This is a genomic window from Nocardia sp. NPDC057272, assembly GCF_042668615.1.
GTDB lineage: Bacteria > Actinomycetota > Actinomycetes > Mycobacteriales > Mycobacteriaceae > Nocardia.
This window is the reverse complement of record NZ_JBHUYK010000006.1, coordinates 185,464-204,132: the sequence shown is the minus strand read 5'-3', so window position 1 is coordinate 204,132 and position 18,669 is coordinate 185,464. Positions and strand designations below refer to the sequence as shown.

General features: G+C 68.0%; 19 protein-coding genes. 14 read left to right on the top strand and 5 right to left on the bottom strand.

Annotated elements, in window-relative coordinates; genetic code table 11:
* Positions 1–3 precede the first annotated feature (3 nt).
* From ACFULV_RS12050 to ACFULV_RS12020, 7 genes are all read left to right on the top strand, one after another.
* Complete coding sequence (locus ACFULV_RS12050) at positions 4–1,998, top strand: acetyl/propionyl/methylcrotonyl-CoA carboxylase subunit alpha (RefSeq protein ID WP_378655809.1); 1,995 nt, start codon at positions 4–6, stop codon at positions 1,996–1,998.
* Positions 1,995–3,155: an acyl-CoA dehydrogenase family protein gene (locus tag ACFULV_RS12045; RefSeq protein WP_378655806.1), complete on the top strand. Its 1,161-nt coding sequence runs from the start codon at positions 1,995–1,997 to the stop codon at positions 3,153–3,155. Before ACFULV_RS12050 ends, ACFULV_RS12045 begins: the two co-directional genes overlap by 4 nt.
* 61 nt (positions 3,156–3,216) lie before the next feature.
* Positions 3,217–3,999, top strand: a complete 783-nt coding sequence (locus tag ACFULV_RS12040) for an enoyl-CoA hydratase family protein (RefSeq protein WP_378655803.1) — start codon at positions 3,217–3,219, stop codon at positions 3,997–3,999.
* Between the two features lie 4 nt (positions 4,000–4,003).
* Positions 4,004–4,618: a TetR/AcrR family transcriptional regulator gene (locus tag ACFULV_RS12035; RefSeq protein WP_101465384.1), complete on the top strand. Its 615-nt coding sequence runs from the start codon at positions 4,004–4,006 to the stop codon at positions 4,616–4,618.
* Positions 4,619–4,688: 70 nt separating this feature from the next.
* The gene (locus tag ACFULV_RS12030; protein WP_056814932.1) at positions 4,689–4,895 is read left to right on the top strand and encodes a hypothetical protein; all 207 of its coding nucleotides are present in this window, start codon (positions 4,689–4,691) and stop codon (positions 4,893–4,895) included.
* Entirely contained in the window at positions 4,886–5,317 is a 432-nt protein-coding gene (locus ACFULV_RS12025) for a PIN domain-containing protein (RefSeq protein ID WP_378655800.1), read from the top strand. Before ACFULV_RS12030 ends, ACFULV_RS12025 begins: the two co-directional genes overlap by 10 nt.
* 74 nt (positions 5,318–5,391) lie before the next feature.
* Complete coding sequence (locus tag ACFULV_RS12020) at positions 5,392–6,171, top strand: SDR family oxidoreductase (RefSeq protein ID WP_378655797.1); 780 nt, start codon at positions 5,392–5,394, stop codon at positions 6,169–6,171.
* A gap of 173 nt (positions 6,172–6,344) precedes the next feature.
* On the opposite strand, the gene ACFULV_RS12015 is transcribed toward ACFULV_RS12020, so the two are convergent.
* From ACFULV_RS12015 to ACFULV_RS12005, 3 genes are all read right to left on the bottom strand, one after another.
* On the bottom strand, positions 6,345–8,405 hold the full coding sequence (locus tag ACFULV_RS12015; RefSeq protein WP_378655794.1) for a glycosyltransferase family 39 protein: 2,061 nt from the start codon (positions 8,403–8,405) through the stop codon (positions 6,345–6,347).
* On the bottom strand, positions 8,402–9,697 hold the full coding sequence (locus ACFULV_RS12010) for a glycosyltransferase (RefSeq protein ID WP_378655791.1): 1,296 nt from the start codon (positions 9,695–9,697) through the stop codon (positions 8,402–8,404). The genes ACFULV_RS12015 and ACFULV_RS12010 overlap by 4 nt, the downstream gene beginning before the upstream one ends.
* Positions 9,698–9,766: 69 nt before the next feature.
* On the bottom strand, positions 9,767–10,393 hold the full coding sequence (locus tag ACFULV_RS12005; protein ID WP_378655787.1) for a class I SAM-dependent methyltransferase: 627 nt from the start codon (positions 10,391–10,393) through the stop codon (positions 9,767–9,769).
* 150 nt (positions 10,394–10,543) lie between these two features.
* Between ACFULV_RS12005 and ACFULV_RS12000 the strand changes: the two genes are divergently transcribed.
* Positions 10,544–11,269: a TetR/AcrR family transcriptional regulator gene (locus tag ACFULV_RS12000; protein ID WP_378633734.1), complete on the top strand. Its 726-nt coding sequence runs from the start codon at positions 10,544–10,546 to the stop codon at positions 11,267–11,269.
* A 112-nt stretch (positions 11,270–11,381) separates the two neighbouring features.
* Here ACFULV_RS12000 and thiD read toward each other — a convergent pair whose 3' ends face one another.
* Complete coding sequence (thiD, locus tag ACFULV_RS11995) at positions 11,382–12,230, bottom strand: bifunctional hydroxymethylpyrimidine kinase/phosphomethylpyrimidine kinase (RefSeq protein ID WP_378633736.1); 849 nt, start codon at positions 12,228–12,230, stop codon at positions 11,382–11,384.
* 89 nt (positions 12,231–12,319) lie between these two features.
* Here thiD and ACFULV_RS11990 point away from each other — a divergent pair, with 89 nt between their 5' ends.
* Entirely contained in the window at positions 12,320–13,450 is a 1,131-nt protein-coding gene (locus tag ACFULV_RS11990; protein WP_378655967.1) for a GTP-binding protein, read from the top strand.
* 103 nt (positions 13,451–13,553) lie between these two features.
* On the opposite strand, the gene ACFULV_RS11985 is transcribed toward ACFULV_RS11990, so the two are convergent.
* Positions 13,554–14,690 carry an epoxide hydrolase family protein gene (locus ACFULV_RS11985; protein ID WP_378655784.1) on the bottom strand — a complete coding sequence of 379 codons (1,137 nt, stop codon included), beginning with the start codon at positions 14,688–14,690 and terminating at the stop codon, positions 13,554–13,556.
* Between the two features lie 89 nt (positions 14,691–14,779).
* Here ACFULV_RS11985 and ACFULV_RS11980 point away from each other — a divergent pair, with 89 nt between their 5' ends.
* From ACFULV_RS11980 to ACFULV_RS11960, 5 genes are all read left to right on the top strand, one after another.
* Positions 14,780–15,427 (top strand): TetR/AcrR family transcriptional regulator, encoded by a 648-nt coding sequence (locus tag ACFULV_RS11980; RefSeq protein WP_378633741.1) that lies wholly within the window; start codon positions 14,780–14,782, stop codon positions 15,425–15,427.
* An 89-nt stretch (positions 15,428–15,516) separates the two neighbouring features.
* The gene (locus ACFULV_RS11975) at positions 15,517–15,939 is read left to right on the top strand and encodes a VOC family protein (RefSeq protein ID WP_378655781.1); all 423 of its coding nucleotides are present in this window, start codon (positions 15,517–15,519) and stop codon (positions 15,937–15,939) included.
* 45 nt (positions 15,940–15,984) lie between these two features.
* Positions 15,985–16,791 (top strand): ABC transporter permease, encoded by an 807-nt coding sequence (locus tag ACFULV_RS11970; protein WP_378633747.1) that lies wholly within the window; start codon positions 15,985–15,987, stop codon positions 16,789–16,791.
* Positions 16,792–16,882: 91 nt separating this feature from the next.
* Positions 16,883–17,638 carry an ABC transporter ATP-binding protein gene (locus ACFULV_RS11965; RefSeq protein ID WP_378633749.1) on the top strand — a complete coding sequence of 252 codons (756 nt, stop codon included), beginning with the start codon at positions 16,883–16,885 and terminating at the stop codon, positions 17,636–17,638.
* Positions 17,639–17,670: 32 nt separating this feature from the next.
* Complete coding sequence (locus ACFULV_RS11960) at positions 17,671–18,666, top strand: ABC transporter substrate-binding protein (RefSeq protein ID WP_378655778.1); 996 nt, start codon at positions 17,671–17,673, stop codon at positions 18,664–18,666.
* Positions 18,667–18,669: the final 3 nt, after the last annotated feature.

Genomic DNA, 18,669 nt, shown 5'->3' with positions numbered 1-18,669 from the left:
AACATGGCCATTACGAATGTCCTCGTTGCCAATCGTGGTGAGATCGCGCGCCGCGTGTTCGCCACCTGCCGTCGGATGGGCATCGGTACCACCGCGGTCTACTCCGACGCCGACGCCGCGGCACCGCATGTTTCCGAGGCCGATGCTGCCATCCGGCTGCCCGGCAACACTCCGGCCGAGACCTATCTGCGTGGCGAGCTGATCATCGAGGCCGCGCTGTCGGCCGCTGCCGACGCGATCCACCCCGGGTACGGATTCCTCTCCGAGAACGCCGAATTCGCGCGCGCCGTGCTCGACGCGGGTCTGGTCTGGATCGGCCCGCCCGTCGTGGCGATCGAGCAGATGGGCTCCAAGGTCGAGTCCAAGAAGATGATGGACGCCGCCGGTGTCCCCGTCCTCGCGGAGCTCGATCCGGCCGAGGTCACCGACGCGCACCTGCCCGTGCTGATCAAGGCGTCCGCCGGTGGTGGTGGACGCGGTATGCGCGTGGTGCGCGAGCTGGGCGAACTGCAGGATCAGATCGCGGGCGCTCGGCGCGAGGCCGAGTCGGCCTTCGGCGATCCGACCGTGTTCTGCGAGCGCTACCTCGAGACCGGCAGGCACATCGAAGTCCAGGTCATGTCGGACACTTTCGGCAAGACGTGGGCTGTCGGCGAGCGGGAGTGCTCGATCCAGCGTCGTCATCAGAAAGTCGTCGAGGAAGCGCCCTCGCCGCTCGTCGAGAAGATCGACGGCATGCGCGATCGGCTGTTCGAGGCGGCGCGTCTGGCGGCCGAGGCGATCGGGTACGAAGGCGCGGGCACTGTCGAGTTCCTGGCCGACGAGAAGGGTGACTTCTTCTTCCTGGAGATGAACACCCGTCTCCAGGTGGAACATCCGGTCACCGAGCAGACCACCGGCCTCGACCTGGTCCGCCTGCAGTTGCAGGTGGCGTCGGGTCTGCCGCTGCCCGCGACCCAGCCCGCCCAGCGTGGCCACTCGATCGAGGTGCGCCTCTACGCGGAGGACCCCGCGCACGACTGGCAGCCGCAGAGCGGTCCGGTGCACAAGATCGAGATCCCCTTCACCGCTGGTGAGTTCACGGTTCTCGACCAGCCCGGCGTGCGCCTGGACACCGGTGTCGTCGACGACTCGGTGGTCGGCGTCCACTACGACCCGATGCTCGCCAAGGTCATCTCCTACGCCGAAACCCGCGCTGAGGCGGCACATCTGCTCGCCACCGCGCTCCAGCGCGCCAAGATCCACGGCCTGGTCACCAACCGTGACCTGCTCGTGCGCGTGCTGCGGCACCCGGCGTTCCTCGCCGGCGACACCGACACCGCCTTCTTCGCCACCCACGACCTGGCCGTGCTCTCGGCGCCGCTGGTATCGGAGGCCGACGAGGCTTTGTCGATTGTCGCTGCGGCGCTTGCCGATTCGGCTGCCAATCGGGGCACCTCGCGCCTGGCCGGACTCACCCCGAGTGGCTGGCGCAACTTGTCTTCGCTGCCGCAGACCAAGTCTTACGAAAGCCGCACCTCCGGCACCCACGAGGTGCGCTACCGCTTCACCCGCACGGGTGTCGCGGTCGAGGGCCACGACGGTCTCGAGCTCATCTCGGTCGCGCCCGATCGGGTAATCCTCGGTGTGCCGGGTGAACGTGGTTCGGTGCGTAGGCAATTCGAGATCGCCCGCTACGGCGATCATGTCGCGGTCGACTCCCCGCTCGGCCCGGTGGCCGTGCGCAGGCTGCCCCGCTTCACCGACCCGTCGGAGCAGGTGGCCGCCGGTTCGCTGCTCGCGCCGATGCCCGGCAGCGTGATCCGCCTCGGTGCCGCCGAAGGCGACCACGTCAAGCAGGGGCAGCCCATTCTGTGGCTGGAGGCGATGAAGATGGAACACACCATCGCGGCCCCGGCGACCGGCATTCTCAGTGCACTCAACGTGACCGTCGGCCAGCAGGTCGAGGTCGGAACCGTCCTCGCCGTCGTCGAGGAAGAAGAGCAGGAGCAGGCATGAGCTTCACCGAAACCGAAGAGCAGAAGGCGCTGCGCGCGGCGGTCGCCTCGCTGGCGAGCAAGTACAACTACCGCGACTACGTGCTGCCGCTCTCGCGCAAGAACGAGCCCCTCACCGAGCTGTGGGACGAGGCGGGCAAGCTCGGCTTCCTCGGCGTGAACCTGCCCGAGGAGTACGGCGGCGGTGGCGCGGGCATGTACGAGCTGGCGCTGGTGCAGGAGGAGCTGGCGGCGCAGGGCGCCGGGCTGCTGCTGATGGTCGTCTCGCCTGCCATCTGCGGCACCATCATCACCAAGTACGGCACCGAGGCGCAGAAGCAGAACTGGCTGACCAAGCTGGCCGACGGCTCGTCGAAGATGGTCTTCGCGATCACCGAACCCGACGCGGGCTCCAACTCGCACCAGATCACCACCACCGCCCGCCGCGACGGCGGCGACTGGATCCTCAACGGCCGCAAGATCTTCATCTCCGGTGTCGATCAGGCCGAGGCCATCCTGGTGGTCTCGCGGACCGAGGACCACAAGACCGGCAAGCTCAAGCCCGCGCTGTTCATCGTGCCGGTGGACGCGCCCGGCCTGGTGAAGAACGTCCAGGAGATGGACGTGATCGAGCCGGACAACCAGTTCACGCTGTTCTTCGACGACGTGCGCCTGCCCGCCGACGCCCTCGTCGGTTCCGAGGATGCGGCCATCGCCCAGCTGTTCGCCGGACTGAATCCCGAGCGCATCATGGGCGCGGCCATGGCGGTCGGCCTCGGCCGCTACGCCATCGACCGGGCCGTGGAGTATGCCAAGGAGCGCACGGTCTGGAAGACGGCCATCGGTGCGCACCAGGGTATTTCGCATCCGCTGGCCCAGGTGAAAATCGAGCTGGAACTGGCCAAGCTGATGATGCAGAAGGCCGCGACGCTCTACGACACCGGCGACGAGTTCGGCGCCGCCGAGGCGGCCAACATGGCCAAGTACGCGGCCGCGGAAGCGAGCATCAAAGCGTTGGACCAGTCGATTCAGACCCACGGCGGTTCGGGCCTGACCCGTGAGGTCGGGCTGGCGGCCATGCTGCAGGCCGCGCGTATCTCTCGCATCGCGCCGGTCAGCCGGGAGATGATCCTGAACTTCGTCGCCCAGCATTCGCTCGGCTTGCCGCGCTCGTACTAGGCACAACGGTGGTCGCCCCGGAAGCGGGGCGACCACCCCTATCGGATGAACAGGAGTCCCGATGAGTGACGCGACGGAAACACCGTTCGTCCGCTACGAGGTCGTCGACGGGTTCGCCACGCTGACCTTCGATTCCCCGCACAACCGCAATGCGCTCTCGTCCAAGCTCGTTTGTGAGCTGCTCGCCGGATTCGACGCCGCGGCCGCCGACCCCGCCGTACGCGGCATCGTGCTCGCCCACACCGGTGACACCTTCTGCGCGGGCGCCGACCTCAAGGAGGCGAGCACGGCCGACCCGGCGGTGGCCGCCGACGAACGCACCCGCGTGATGATCGACGTGCTGCGCGGCATCCTCGCCTCGCCCAAGCCGGTGATCGCGCAGATCGACGGCAACGTCCGGGCCGGCGGCATGGGCATCATCGGGGCCTGCGATCTGGTCGTGGCGGGGCCTGGCAGCAGTTTCGCGCTCACCGAGGTGCGCATCGGGATGGCGCCGTTCATGATCTCGCTCACGCTGGTGCCGCGGCTGGACCAGCGAGCCGCGAGCCGCTACTTCCTGACCGGCGAGAAGTTCGACGCCGCGACCGCGCAGGAGATCGGCCTGGTCACCGTGGCCGCGCAGGACGCCGCCGCCGAGGTGAAACGCCTGAGTGGCGAGCTGCGCAAGGGGTCGCCGCAGGGACTGGCCGAGTCCAAGAAACTGGTCAACGCGGCGGTGCTGGCTACGTTCGACACCGAGGCCGAAGCATTGGCCGAGCGGTCGGCGAGCTTCTTCGGCACCCCCGAGGTGATCGAGGGCATGACGGCCTTCTTCCAGAAGCGTCCGCCCAGCTGGGCACAATAGTCCGATGGCGACACCCCACGAACCCAAGCAGGACCGCAGCCGGGCCACCCGGCAGCGGCTGCTGGAGGCGACCATCGACTGCCTGGCCGAAACCGGCTGGGCAGCCGCCACCGTGTCGGTGGTCGCCGAGCGGGCCGGGGTGTCGCGCGGCGCCGCCCAGCACCATTTCCCCACCCGCGAGGACCTGATCACCGCCGCGCTCGAGTTCATGTTCGAGTTCCGGATGGACCAGGCCAAGGCCGAGGCCGAAACGGTGAACGCGGTCGCCCAGGGTGAAGGCCGCACGCGCGCCGTCGTCTCCGCGCTCGTCGAGTCCTACACCACCCCGTTCTTCAAAGCCGCGCTCCAGGTCTGGACCCACGCCGCCGCCGACCCGGCCCTGCGCGAACGCATCCTGCCCCTCGAGGCCCGGTTCGGCCGCATCTCCCACCGCCGCGCCATCGAAGCCCTCGGCGTCGATGATTCCGACCCGGTCACCCACCATCTCGTCCAGGCCACCCTCGACCTGGCCCGCGGCCTCGGCCTCGCCGACGTCCTCACCGACGACTCCGCTCGCCGCAAACTGATCGTCGACCAGTGGGCCGCCACCCTCCACACCGCCCTGAACCTGTCCCACTGAACCCTTGTGACCTGGTCGTTTCGAGGTATATAGTTCGGGCATGGGGGAATATATATCGAGGGACTGTGCGATGACCAAACGCCTGATCGAGATCGATGACGAGCTACTCGAGTCCGCGCAGGACGCGCTCGGGACCGCAGGTGTCTCCGATACCGTTCGTGCCGCGCTGAACTCGGCCGTGGTGGCGCATGCGCGCGCCAGCGAAGTCGAATGGTTGGTCAACGGCGGCATGGCCGAAATGGCCGACAAGGATCGGCGCGACGACGTATGGCGATAACGGCGCGCTATCTCATCGACACCAGCGCGGCCGCTCGAATGCGTCATCCGGACGTGGGGGCCGCACTCGGGCCGCTGCTCGAGGCCGGGTTGATAGCCACGTGTGCACCGCTCGATTCCGAGGCGCTCTACAGCGCCCGAAGCCCGGCTGAATACGAACAGATTCGGTTTCGGCGCCGCGCAGCCTATGAGTGCCTGCCCACCAATGACGAACACTGGCAAAGCGCCTTCACGATTCAACGCGAACTCGCGCGGTCGGGCCGCCACCGCGCGGTCGGCATCCATGACCTGCTCGCTTCGGTGTTGGCGATAGAACACCGCCTTGTCCTGTTCCACTACGACTCCGATTTCGAAACGGTCGCATCGGTGGTGGACCTCAATCACCGCTGGGTCGCGCCTCGGGGGAGTCTCGAGACGTCGTGACCAGGTGATGTCACACTCCGGTCGCCTACTTCGTCGACTCTGTGAACCCGCAAGAAGCGATGAAGGAGTGGATCATGGTGGAGCAGAAGAAGATCGCGGTGGCGGGGGCAACCGGGCGGCTGGGTCGGCACGTGGTGGATGTGCTGGCCGAGCGTGGGTATGACGTTGTCGCCTTCTCGCGCGCCGACGGTGTCGACATCGAGACCGGTGCGGGTCTCGACGCGGCGTTGACCGGGGTCGACATTGTTATCGACGCGTCCAGTACGCCGTCGGCCGATCAGCAGGTGGCGACCGACTTCTTCACCGCGTCCGCGCGGAACCTGCATGCGGCGGGGGAGCGGGCCGGGGTCGAGCGGCTGGTCGTGGTGTCCATCATCGGGATCGACGGTTCGCTCGCCGGGTACAACGCCGCCAAGCTCGCCCACGAGCAGGAACTTCTCAAAGGTGTTCTGCCGGTGCAGATCCTGCGTGCGGCGCAGTTCCACGAACTCGTCGAGGTGATGGTCGGGTGGGGTACGCAAGGCTCCGTCGCCTACGTTCCGGGTATGCGTACCCAGCTGGTCGCCGCCCGAACAGTAGCCGAGGCGCTGGTCGATCTCGCCACGAATCCGATTGCCGCCGAGGATATTCCGTTCCCGGAGATCGCAGGACCGCAGCCGGAGACCATGGCCGGTGCGGCCACTGTCCTGGTCGAGGCCCGCGGCGATTCGTTGCAGATCATCGAAACCTCCGACTCCGCCAACCCCGACCGCGAGCAATTCGAGAACGGCACCCTCCTGCCGTCCCCGCACGCCACCCTGGCCGGTCCGTCCTTCGCTGAGTGGGTCGCCGCCACGGTCCCCGCCGCGCTCTAACGCTGCTGCGCCCGCTCTCCGACGTCGGGCCGAATTGTGGCGACGGTGACCGCGTGGTGGACGAAATCTGGGCGGCAACGCAGGGTTCCGGCGGCGCGATGGGGTGAGGCGACACCAAGGCTGGTCCCGGCGGATCGGGGTGATCCGCCGGGCCCAGCCTGACGGCGAGATGGCTACGACTTCGGTTGGGTGAGGTCGTAGAGGGTTACTCCGTCGACTGTCGTCGCGGTGTAGTTGGCCGTCACCCAGGCGGTGATCGCCGAGCTGGTCGATGCGCTGTTCCCGCCGGGGCCGCCGCGCCCACTACCGACGAAGTAGTGGATCTTTCCGTCGGCCACGTACTGCTGGAACTGTTCGAGGGTGGGCGACGGGTCGCTGCCGTTGAACCCGCCGACCGGCATCACCGGCAGTTCGGTGGCGAGCTGATACCCGGCGGCGCTGTTGGAACCGACGGCCGCCGCGACCCAGGTGTAGTCGGTGCCGTTCGACTCCAACAGGGTGACGATCTGGTCGCTCGGCCGCGATCCGCCCAGCAATCCACCCGCGCCACCCATGCGCTGGTCACCGCCATTCGTACCCTGCGCGGCACCGTTCGGCGTAGCCGCGCCATCTTGCCCCTGCGCGCCACCGTCCGGCGGCGTGCCGGTCGGCGCACCCGTGGCCGCACCGCCGGGTGCGGCACCGTCCCTGGCGGATCCATCGGCGCCGGGCCTGCCGCCGTCTCCACCGGGACGCATACCGGGTCCCCCCATTCCGTGCATCCCGCCGGAACTGGGTCCGGCGGAGGGGATCGCACCGGAATGCGTGGACGCGAGGGTGTCGACCGAGTAGGCGATCGGCCCGGCGAGGCCGATGAAGGCCGCGGCGAGCGCCACGATCACCGACTGCTTGCGAGCCGGCGGGAACACGAACGCGACGGTGGCGATGACACCGACGACAAGGATCGCCCAGCGCAACCACGGCTGGAAGGAAGCGCTGCGTGACAACAACATCCACGCGGTCGCCGTGGTGAGCGCAATGGCCACTGCGCCCGCGCACCGCACCCACAGCCGATCACGCGAACCCCAGATCTGCACGGCCCCGATCCCGACCAGCGCCGCGACGGCGGGCGCGAGGGCCACCGTGTAGTACTGGTGGAAGATCCCCGCCATGAAGCTGAACACCAGTCCGGTGACGAGAAGCCAACCGCCCCAGAGGATCAGCGCGGCCCGTCGAGCATCGGTGCGCGGCGCGCGTCCGCGCAAGGCGAGCCCGATCACGAGCGCGAGCAACGCCGCCGGAATCAGCCACGCGATCTGACCGCCCTGCGCGGGTTCGAACATCCGGGTGATCCCGGTGCTTCCCCACATCCCGTTGCCGCCGGTGGGCAGTTCCCCGCCGGGTCCGACACTGCCGGTCTCGTTGCCGTTCAACCGGCCGAGTCCGTTGTATCCGAGGGTGAGCTCGATGATCGAATTGTTCTGCGACCCACCGATCCACGGCCGCGAATCCGACGGCCACAGCTCCACCGCCGCTATCCACCAACCCGCGCCGGCCACCATCGCGGCACCGGCGGCGAACAATTGCGCGACCCGCTTTCCCAGCTTCGGGGGTCCGGCGATCAGATACATCAGGGCCAACGGTGGCACCACCAACAGCACCTGCAACTGCTTGGCCAGGAACCCGAATCCGATGAACGCGCCGGTGAGCAGCAACCATCGCCACCGCCCGTCCGCGACCGCTCGTGTCATCGCCCACGCGGCCGCGATCATCAGCAGGACGAGCAGCGCGTCGGGATTGTTGAACCGGAACATCAGCACCGCGACGGGAGTCACCGCGAGCACCGTGCCCGCGATCAACCCCGCCGCGGGTCCGAACGACCTGCGGACCGTCGCCCACAACAGTGCGACGCTCGCGACGCCGAGCAGCACCTGCGGCACCAGCATGCTCCAGCTGTTGAGCCCGAACAGCCGGACCGACAGCTCCATCACCCACAGCGAAGCGGGCGGTTTGTCGACGGTGATCGAGTTGGCGGCATCGGAGGAGCCGAAGAAGAACGCCTCCCACGATTGCGAACCTGCCTGTACCGCAGCGGCATAGAAGTCGTTGGCCCAGCCGTTGGCGCTCAGATTGATGAGATAGGCGATCAGCGTGCCGAGCAGCAACACCGCCAACGCGGGGCGCTCCCAGCGCTTTCGGGTCGGCCTCGCCCGCACGGTATCGGCCGGTGGGGAGGGTGCGATGGTCGTGGTCATCGACGGACCTCCACCGCGTGCGCACGCGCCGCCGAATCCGCATTGTCGGTGGCTACGAACACCGGCGAGACGCTCGTCCGGTCGCCGCCCGCGTGCCGGAACACCCAGCGCAGGCCGACGAAACGAGCGAGTGTCGCCACGAGATTGGCGGTGACCAGGACGGTGAGTTCCACCGCCACGGGTGCGTCGGGAGCCCAGCGATGCAGGGCGAACAGGGATCCGCTGGTGATCGCCAGCCCGAACGCGAAGATGGCCAAGCCCTGGAACTGGTGCGACATCGCGTTGCCGCGTCCGCGCACACCGAAGGTGAATGCCCGGTTGGCGGCCGTATTGCCCACCGCGGTGACCAGCAGCGATATCAGATTGGCGCCCTGACTGCCGAGCAGCGGCTGCAACAGCAGATACAGCACGATGTAGGCGAGGGTCGAGCTCACCCCGACGATCGCGAACCGCACCAGCTGCCCGACCATGCCGAGGGGTACCCCGGCGACCAGCGGTTCCCGCCCGACAGCGGCCCGCAGCTCGTCCAGCGGGAGGGCGCCGGTGGTCAGCGCCCTGGTCAAGCGCCAGATTCCGCGCAGGTCCTTGCGTGCGGTATCGACGATGTCGACCCGGCTGTCGGGATCGTCGATCCAGTCGACGGGCACCTCGTGAATCCGCAGACCCGCCCGCTCGGCCAGCACCAGCAACTCGGTGTCGAAGAACCACTCGCCGTCCCGGACCAGCGGCAGCAGTTCCCGGGCGACCTCGGTGCGCACGGCTTTGAAGCCGCACTGCGCATCCGAAAAGCCAGCTTGCAGAGTGGTTTTCAGTAGCAGGTTGTAGCAGCGGGAGATGATCTCACGCTTGGGTCCGCGCACCACCCGAGCCGACGCGTCGAGCCTGGTGCCGATCGCGAGATCGGAATGCCCGGACACCAGCGGCGCGATCAGCGGCAGCAGCGCGTCCAGGTCGGTCGACAGGTCGACATCCATGTACGCGACCACCGCCGCGTCCGAGGCTTCCCACGCGGCCCGTAGGGCCCGCCCGCGCCCTTTGGCGTCCAGGTGCAGTACCTCGACGCCGTCGAGTTCCGCGGCCAGCAACTCCGCCACCGCGAGGGTGGCGTCGGTGCTGGCGTTGTCGGCGATGGTGATGCGGGCCGTGAACGGGAATCCGGCGCGCAGATAGGCGTGCAACCTCCGCACGCACAGGCCGAGATCGACCTCTTCGTTGTAGACGGGTATCACTACGTCGAGCACCGGCGCGCGGCTGCTCTGCATGGCCTTCTGCTCGGCCTCGGTCTGAGTCATGACACCCAGGCTCGACGGCCGCGCTGCCACCGAGCTGGGACCAGGCTGGGAGGTTGCTGGGGATCGTGGTCAGCCGCGGCGCAGGCGCAGCACGCTGTCGGCGCGCTCGCCGGCCACACCGTCGGGGCTGGTCGAGGGGGTGTGGACCAGCTCAGCGGTCTCGACCTGCCATTCGGGGCCGAGCTCGAGCTGCTCGAGCACCTGCTCGATGGTCGGGAACACATGAGCGTGCATCTCGCTGGAGGCCCAGCTCGGCGCGGCCGCGTGTGCGCCGATCACCAGCACGCCACCGGGCGCGACGGCGGCCGCCGCGTTGCGCAGAATCCCGGCCCGCTCGTCCGGCAGTTCCACCGGGGAGTGCAGGAACTGCGCCGACACCAGGTCGAAGGTGCCTGCCGGGAAGCTCGCCTGGAGGTCGTGGCGCTCCCACACGATCGTCACGCCTACTTCGGCGGCCCGCCGCGCGCCACGCTCCATCGCGGTCGCGGAGATATCGGCGGCGGTGACCTGCCAGCCGCCCTCCGCCAGCCAGATCGCGTCGGCGCCCTCGCCGCAGCCCAGGTCGAGGGCGGTCCCGGGGGTCAGCTCGGAGACCTCGCGCACCAGGAGGGGGTTCGGGTTACCGGTCCAGATCTGCGCACGCTCGCGGTAGAAGTCTTCCCAGAACTCTTCGGCGTTCGCCACGGTCTCGGTCATCGATGCTCCTGGTCAGTCAGGGTGAAAGGATCATCCGATAGTGCATCGGCAGCTCCGCAGGGCGCCAGAAATCTTGCTGTTTCGGCAAATGTGTTCCCGCTCTCGGTGGGGTGCGTAACCCTCGGTACGGCCCGCCCTAGTATTACTACCGTGACGCGCGGTTACCCCAAGACGGACGAGGCGCCGCGGCGTCGTGTCGACGCGCGGACCGAACGCTGGCGTGAGCATCGCGTGCAGGTGCGTATCGAATTCGTCGACGCGGCGTTCCGGGCGCTCGATCAAGTCGGGCCCGATGTGAGCATGGGCGATATCGCCAAGGAAGCCGGTGCGGCCAAGCCGAAGCTGTATCGCCACTTCGAGGACAAGACCGACCTCTACAACGCGATCGTCGACCGGGTGCGCGACATGCTCTGGGAGCGTGTGCTCACCAGCGTGAATCTCACCGACGATTCGATCAGCGAACTCGTCCATACCGCGGCCACCGAATATGTGGCGGTCGTGTCGGCGCATCCGAATGTCTTCCGGTTCATGCTGCACAGCCATTTCAGCCAGCAGGCCAAGGAAACCGAACGCGCGCTGGTCGCGGCCCGCCAATCGGCGAGGCGGGCGGCGGAATTCTTCGCGGGCCTGCTGCCGACGGAATCGATCGACGTGACCGGGATCGAATTGGTGAACTATTCGATTTTCGGCGCGGTCGCCTCGGCCACGGACTGGTGGCTCGGCGCGAACCAGCGCGAAGTATCGGCGATGCCGGTCGAGCGCTTCGTCGACTATCTCGCCGAGAGCATCTCGGCGCTGGCGCAGGCGCACGCTCGCTTCAACGGGGTCAAGATCGACCCGTCGGAACCGCTGCGCTCGGCTTTCGGTCTCGACTGAGATCTCGCGCCCGGCACGAACTCCGTTGTTCTCGCCGATCACGTCATTGGGGTCGACGGGGGTGCGATGGATTCAGTATGAACCTGGGCACCGACAAGTTCGGGACGCCACGCTAAGCCTCGACGTGGAGTCTCCAGAGTGGTGAGACGGGGCCGTGACCTGCGCCGAGATCGTAGGAGGCGGCGAGGCATCGGTAGGTCCACTCCTTGGCGAACTCCACCGCGTCGGGAACCGGGTAGCCGTTGGCGAGCGCGCTGGCGATCGCCGCGGCCAGGGTGTCGCCGCCGCCGTGATCGTTGCCGGTGGCGATGCGCGGTGCGCTGAACTCGCGGAAGGTGTCGCCGTCGTAGAGCAGGTCGGTGCTGAATTCCGAGGCGCGCAGGTGCCCGCCCTTCACGATCGCCCACTGCGCGCCCAGTGCGTGCAATGCCTCGGCGGCCTTGCGCGCGGTTGCGTCGTCGACCACCTCGATGCCGGTGATCAGACGCACCTCGTCGAGGTTGGGGGTAACGACGGTCGCCAGCGGAATCAGCGTATTGCGCACTGCCTCCAGGGCTTCGGCGTGCAGCAGCGGATCACCGTGCATGGAAGCCGCGACGGGATCGACCACCAGCGGGATGGTGCCCTCGCGCCCGATTCCGAGCTCGCGGCACACCCCGGCGACGGCCTCGATGATCGCGGTGGAGGCGAGCATGCCGGTCTTGGCCGCGCCGATGCCGATATCGCGCACGACCGCCCGTACCTGATCGGCCACGACCTGCGGCGGAATCTCGTGAAAACCGCTGACGCCCACCGTGTTCTGCACGGTCACGGCGGCCACCGCCACGCACGCGTGCACGCCGCACAGCGCCATGGTGCGCGAATCGGCCTGGATGCCCGCGCCGCCACCGGAGTCGGTGCCCGCGATGGTGAGCGCGCGAACGGGGGTCTGGCCATCGGGGGTCAGCGGCAACATCTTCACGCCCCAACCCTACGACCGCACTCGCCGTCGCGAGACCCCACCTGGGCACTGCAAATGAAAACCATTATCATTAACTCGTGACCAACACCCTGACACCCCTGCCCGTCACCGTCCTGTCCGGCTTCCTCGGCGCAGGCAAGACCACGCTGCTCAATCACATCCTCGCCAACCGCGACGGCCGCCGGGTCGCGGTGATCGTCAACGACATGAGCGAGGTCAACATCGACGCGGCGCTGGTCGCGGGCCAGGGACACCTCGACCGCACCGAGGAGAAGCTGGTCGAACTCACCAACGGCTGCATCTGCTGCACCCTGCGCGAGGACCTGATCGAGGCGGTCGCGCGTCTGGCGCGCGAGGGCCGCTTCGACCAGCTGGTGATCGAGTCCACCGGCATCTCCGAACCCATGCCGGTGGCCGCCACCTTCGACTGGGAGTTCGACGACGGGTTCCGCCTCGGCGATATCGCCCGCCTCGACACCATGGTCACCGTCGTCGACGCCTCGACCTTCCTGGCCGAACTCGTCCGCGGACAGGCGCTCACCGAACGCGACCTCGAAGCCGGCGAGGGTGATGCCCGCTCGATCGCGGATCTGCTGGTCGATCAGGTGGAGTTCGCCGACGTGCTGTTGATCAACAAGACCGACCTGGTCAGCGCGAACGCCGCGGCCACGGTGGAGGCGACCGTACGAAGGCTCAACCCGCGAGCACACGTGCTGCGAACCGAGAAGGGCGTCGTGAACCTGGACGAAGTGCTCGCCACCGGGCGCTACAACCCGGTGGTCGCGGCCGAATCCGAAGGCTGGGCGGAGGAATTGGCGGGCGGACACGCTCCCGAGACCGAGGAATACGGGATCAGCAGCTTCACCTTCCTTGCCGACCGGCCCTTCCATCCGCAACGCCTCGCCGCCGCGCTGGAGCGATTGCGGGGGATGTTGCGCAGCAAGGGATTCTGCTGGATCGCGAGTCGTCCCGAGCTGGCGGCGATCTGGTCGCAGGCGGGCCCGAACCTGACCTTCGAACCCGGCGCGTGGTGGTCGGAACTGGAAGTGCCCGCCGGGCAGGAGCTGGTGTTCATCGGGGTGCGCCTCGACGCCCCCGCCGTGCGGCGCGAACTCGACGCCGCGCTGCTCACCGACGCGGAGTTCGCGGCGGGCCCGAGCGCGTGGACCGGCTACGCCGATCCGTTCCCGGCCTGGGCCGACCTGCACGAGCATCACTGATTGGCATCTTTGGTGCGCGTATCACACTGCGCTGGTGCATGATTCGAATGGGTCGCGACCCACGCACCGATGAGGGGAGCGTGGGCCGCGGCACCTGGACGAATCAGGCGAGCCCGGCGAAGAACTCGCGGATGTCGCCGACCAGCACCGCGGGCGCCTCGTGCGCGGCGTAGTGCCCGGCCGCGTCGTTCGCGCCGCCCACACCCGTGCTGGTGTCGTAGGAATTCCAGCTGACGATCTTGCTGTGGTCGCGCTCGGCGAACCGGCGGATCGACTGGAAATCGCCGGCGAACATGGCCAGCCCGGTCGGGACCGTGGTCGGCTCGGTCGGCTGCTCGGTGGCGTGTGCGTCCTCGTAGTAGAAGCGCAACGACGAACCCGCTGTCCCGGTGAGCCAGTACAGCGCCACATTCGCGATCACGAACTGCGCGTCGAGCGACTCACCGAACAGCTGCGCGTTCCAGCCGAGCAGGCCCACCGGGGAATCGGCGAGCGCGTAGGCCAGGGTCTGCGGCTGCTGGCTGTGCAGGGTGTTGAAGGCCATCTTGTTCTCGTGGAACCACTGGAGATGTTGCAGCGCGGCCATATCCGCCTCGGAGAGGCCCTCGAACTCGGCCGGGTCGCCGGACGGGAACGAGAACAGCTGGGTGACGTGCACACCGATCACATTGTCGGGCGCGATCCGGCCGATCTCCGGGGAGACCATCGAGCCGCCGTCGTTGCCGATGGCGCCGTAGCGCTGGTAGCCCAGGCGCGCCATCAGCTCGGCCCAGGCGCGGGCGGTGCGGTAGCGGTTCCAGCCGGTGCTGCGGGTGGGACCGGAGAAACCGAAACCGGGCAGCGAGGGGATCACGAGGTGGAAGGCGGGCGTGTCGGCCGATTCCGGCTCGGTGAGGGGCGCGATCACGTCGACGTATTCGAGGATCGAACCGGGCCAGCCATGGGTGAGGATCACCGGCGTCGCATCGGCGCGCGAGGAACGGATGTGCAGGAAGTGGATGTCCTCGCCGTCGATCTCGGTGGTGAACTGCGGGTAGGCGTTGAGCTCGGATTCCAACGCGCGCCAATCGAACTCTTCGAGCCAGTACTCGGCCAGCGCGCGGACGTGACCGGCCGGGACGCCGTAGGAATCGCCGACGCCGGGCAGTTCGTCGGGGTACAGGGCGCCGCGCAGCCGGTCGGCGAGATCGTCGAGGCGGGCCTGCGGAACGTCGATCCGGAACGGGGTGATGGCGGTCATGTCGACTCCTCCTATTGAAACGGAATGTTTCGTTCTGTTTCAAACATAGCAGAACGGAACATTCCGTTTCAAGTGGTAGGCTGATACTCATGGCGAAGCAGACCGAAACCGCAGATCAGCCCCGCTTGCCCGGTCGCAAGGCGCAGGCCGCGCGCAACGACGGACTGATCCTCGACGCCGCCCGCGCGGTGTTCCTCGACGATCCGAACGCGCCGATCGCCGCCGTCGCCGAACGGGCGGGCGTCGGAATCAGCGCGCTCTACCGGCGCTATCCGAGCAAGGAGGTACTGCTGCGCACCCTCTGCCACGAGGGGCTACGGCGATTCAACGCGGAAGCCGATGCGGCGTTGGAGGATTCGGACGGCTGGCGCGGGTTCGTCGGATTCCTGGAACGGGTCGTCGAGGCCGACGTGCACTCGCTCACCGTGCGTCTGGCGGGCACCTTCACACCCGACGAGTCGATGCTGCCCGACGTCGTGCACTCGGGCGAGGCCGGCGAGGAGCTGGTCCGCCGCGCGCACGCCAGCGGTCGCCTTCGGCCCGATGTCGACGCCCTCGACCTCGGCCTGATCTTCGAGGCCTGCTCGGCCATCACGATGCCCGACCCGGTGCGCACCGCCGAACTGCGCCACCGCGTCCTCGCGCTGATCGTGGACGGGCTCACCACCGAGGGCGAGTTGCCGGGCCCACCCCCGGCGACCGGCGAATTCGCCTGGCGATGGGAACGCAAGCCCTGACCGCGGCGAGGGAGGCGATACGCGCCGCTCCGGAGCGCGGAACTGGCACACTTGGCGCATCACCCCGGACTGCAACGCGGAGGCGCGTAGTGAACTGGACTCTGGAAGTTGTGATCGTCCCGGTTTCCGATATCGACCGGGCCAAGGATTTCTACGCGCGTCAGCTCGGCTTCACCGTCGACCACGACACGGTGATCTCCGACGACGTTCGCATCGTGCAACTCACCCCGCCCGGCTCGGGCTGCTCGATCGTCATCGGCAAAGGGGCCGTGCCGGAGATGCCGCCGGGCTCGCTGAAGGGCCTGCAACTCGTGGTTCCCGATATCGAGCAGGCGCACGCGGAGCTGGTGGCGCGGGGAGTCGAGGTCAGTGAGGTGCAGGAGCTCGGCAAGAATCCGCGGCCCGTCCCGCATCCGCTCGACAATGTCGGCTTCGTCTTCTTCAGCGATCCCGACGGCAACGGCTGGGCGGTGCAGCAGATCTCCAGCCGAGCCGACAAATCCTCGAGCTGATTCGAACCCTGTCGGTATACCGCTTCGGGCGGGCACCATGCTCGCATGCTGTTGGAGAGGCCCACCGAAACCGGCGAGCGACGGATCCCGCTGTACCGTCGCCCGGGGTTCCTGCGTGCGCTCTCGCCGATCGCGGTGTTGGTCATCTGGCAGCTCGCCAGTGCCAGCGGCTCGATCCCGGCCAAGAAGCTGCCCGCGCCGTCCGCGGTGCTGGACGCGGGTCTGGAAACCTACCGATCCGGCCAGCTCACCGAGGCCCTGCTGGTCTCCGGCCAGCGCGCGCTGTACGGCTTCGCGCTCGGCGCGGTTCTCGCGCTGGTACTCGGCGTGCTCGCCGGCTTGAGCAAGATCGGTGAGTACGCGGTCGACCCGCCGCTGCAGATGATCCGCACCATCCCGCTGTTCGGCCTGATCCCGCTGTTCATCATCTGGTTCGGCATCGGCGAGGAACCCAAGGTCTACCTGATCGCCCTCGGCGTGTTCTTCCCGCTGTACCTCAACACCTTCTCGGGCATCCGCCAGCTCGACCCGAAACTGCTCGAGCTCGGCAGCGCCCTGCACCTCGGACTCGCCGAGCGACTGCGCCTGCTCGTGCTGCCCGGCGCCCTGCCGCAGATCCTGGTCGGCGCCCGGCAGAGTCTCGGCATCGCCTGGCTCTCGCTCATCGTGGCCGAACAGATCAATGCCAGTGCCGGACTCGGTTTCGTCGTCAACAATGCCCGCGAATTCCTGCGTACCGACATCGTGGTGTTCGGTCTGGTGGTCTACAGCCTGCTCGGACTGCTCACCGACTCGATCGTACGGCTGCTCGAACGCCGCGCACTGCGCTGGCGCCCGGCGGTGCACCGCTGATGTCCGCTTCTTCCGCCGGCTCGAGGACCCACCCCGTCCCGAGAGCAGGCAGGCCCGCTACCCGCCGCCGCTCGATCGCGAGGTTCACCCCATGACCGCTGCCGCCGCCACGACCGTCACCCCTATCTCGTCGCGATCGGCTCGTGTCCCCGCCGCGCGAATCACCGCCCTCGGCAAGCGATTCGGTGAGCGCACCGTGCTCGACGGGATCGATCTCGAGATCGGTGCGGGCGAGATCGTCGCGCTGGTCGGGCGCAGTGGATCGGGCAAGTCCACGCTGTTGCGGATCCTCGGCGGCCTCGATACCGCCACTCGCGGTGGGGTTTCCGTCGAAGGCAGGCCGACGATCGTCTTCCAGGAACCCCGGCTGATCCCGTGGCAGCCGGTGGTGCGCAATGTGGCCCTCGGCAGGCCGAAGCCGCGCAACCGACGTGCCGACGAGCAAGCCGCCCGTGACCTGCTCGCCGAGGTCGGCCTCGCCGGCCGCGCCGACGCGTGGCCGCTCACCCTGTCCGGTGGTGAGGCCCAACGTGCCGCGCTGGCAAGGGCATTGGTGGCCGAGCCGACGCTGTTGCTGCTCGACGAGCCCTTCGGCGCTCTCGACGCCCTGACCCGGCTGACGATGCACGAGCTGCTCCTCGGCCTGCACGCGCAGCGCGAGTTCGGCGTCCTGCTGGTGACCCACGATGTACTGGAGGCGATCACCCTGGCCGACCGCGTTCTCGTTCTCGATGACGGCCGCATCGCCGCCGATGTGCCCATCGAGCTGCCGCGCCCCCGCACCGCCGCCGCGCCGGAAGTCGCCGAGTACGCGACGCAGCTGCTCGCACTGCTCGGCGTGCACTGAATCCTCCGCACCATCGCACGAAAGTTGTTCCTGTGAAACGCACTCCGATGTCCCGTCTGGCGGGGCTTGCCCTCGCCGCCGTCGCAACGCTCGCACTGAGCGCCTGCGGCGACGACACGGCGACCGAGGCCGCCCCCTCGGGCCCGGTCGACCTGAGCACCGTCACGCTGAAAGTCGGTGACCAGAAGGCGATTTCGATCGAGGTGCTGCTGAAGGCATCGGGACAGCTGGAGAACCTGCCCTACAAGATCGAATTCTCCACCTTCACCGCCGGTCTGCCGCTGGTCGAGGCGGCGAGTGCGGGCGGTATCGACATCGCCCAAACCGGCAATACCCCGGTGATCTTCGGCGCGGCCGCCGACGCCGACATCAAGATCGTCGGGGCGCTCTCGGCCACCGGCAAGGGTGACGCGATCCTGGTCGGCAAGGACTCCACGATCGGTTCGGTCGCGGCCCTCAAAAGCAAGAAGGTCGCCGTCTACAAGGGCAGTTCGGCCAACGCGAACCTGCTTCTGCAACTGCAGAAGGCCGGCCTGTCGCTGAGCGATGTCGAGCCGGTCTACCTCGCTCCCGGCGACGGCTACACCGCGCTCACCCGCGGCGACGTCGACGCCTGGGCCACCTGGGACCCCTACACCGCCATCGCCGAAAAGGAGATCGGCGCCAAGTCGATCGCCACCGCCGACCAGGCCGCCAACGGCTACAACTTCTGGGTGGCGGGCAACAAGACCGTCGCCGACGCGGGTAAGTCCGCCGCTCTCGCCGACTTCTTCCAGCGCTACGCCGCCGCCACCAAGTGGTCCTCGGACAACCTCGACACCTGGTCGACCGAATACGCCGAACTGACCCAGATCAGCGTCGACGCCTCCCGCACCACCTGGACCCGTTCGATCAAGGAGCCGATCAAACTCACCGACCAGGTCATCGCCTCCGAACAGGAGATCGCCGACGCCTTCACCAAGGCCAAGGCCATCCCCGGCAAGGTCGACTTCAAGTCCTACGTCGACACCCGCTTCGACAAGGCGTAAGTC

What these genes read in the sequence shown, in the direction of transcription:
- ACFULV_RS12010 (WP_378655791.1), bottom strand. Translation starts at nt 9,697, where the DNA reads ATGACTCAGACCGAGGCCGAGCAGAAGGCCATGCAGAGCAGCCGCGCG.
- ACFULV_RS11970 (WP_378633747.1), top strand. Translation starts at nt 15,985, where the DNA reads ATGCTGTTGGAGAGGCCCACCGAAACCGGCGAGCGACGGATCCCGCTG.
- ACFULV_RS12025 (WP_378655800.1), top strand. Translation starts at nt 4,886, where the DNA reads ATGGCGATAACGGCGCGCTATCTCATCGACACCAGCGCGGCCGCTCGA.
- ACFULV_RS12040 (WP_378655803.1), top strand. Translation starts at nt 3,217, where the DNA reads ATGAGTGACGCGACGGAAACACCGTTCGTCCGCTACGAGGTCGTCGAC.
- ACFULV_RS12045 (WP_378655806.1), top strand. Translation starts at nt 1,995, where the DNA reads ATGAGCTTCACCGAAACCGAAGAGCAGAAGGCGCTGCGCGCGGCGGTC.
- ACFULV_RS12015 (WP_378655794.1), bottom strand. Translation starts at nt 8,405, where the DNA reads ATGACCACGACCATCGCACCCTCCCCACCGGCCGATACCGTGCGGGCG.
- ACFULV_RS11965 (WP_378633749.1), top strand. Translation starts at nt 16,883, where the DNA reads ATGACCGCTGCCGCCGCCACGACCGTCACCCCTATCTCGTCGCGATCG.
- ACFULV_RS11985 (WP_378655784.1), bottom strand. Translation starts at nt 14,690, where the DNA reads ATGACCGCCATCACCCCGTTCCGGATCGACGTTCCGCAGGCCCGCCTC.
- ACFULV_RS12035 (WP_101465384.1), top strand. Translation starts at nt 4,004, where the DNA reads ATGGCGACACCCCACGAACCCAAGCAGGACCGCAGCCGGGCCACCCGG.
- ACFULV_RS12050 (WP_378655809.1), top strand. Translation starts at nt 4, where the DNA reads ATGGCCATTACGAATGTCCTCGTTGCCAATCGTGGTGAGATCGCGCGC.
- ACFULV_RS12030 (WP_056814932.1), top strand. Translation starts at nt 4,689, where the DNA reads ATGACCAAACGCCTGATCGAGATCGATGACGAGCTACTCGAGTCCGCG.
- ACFULV_RS11980 (WP_378633741.1), top strand. Translation starts at nt 14,780, where the DNA reads ATGGCGAAGCAGACCGAAACCGCAGATCAGCCCCGCTTGCCCGGTCGC.
- ACFULV_RS12005 (WP_378655787.1), bottom strand. Translation starts at nt 10,393, where the DNA reads ATGACCGAGACCGTGGCGAACGCCGAAGAGTTCTGGGAAGACTTCTAC.
- ACFULV_RS12020 (WP_378655797.1), top strand. Translation starts at nt 5,392, where the DNA reads ATGGTGGAGCAGAAGAAGATCGCGGTGGCGGGGGCAACCGGGCGGCTG.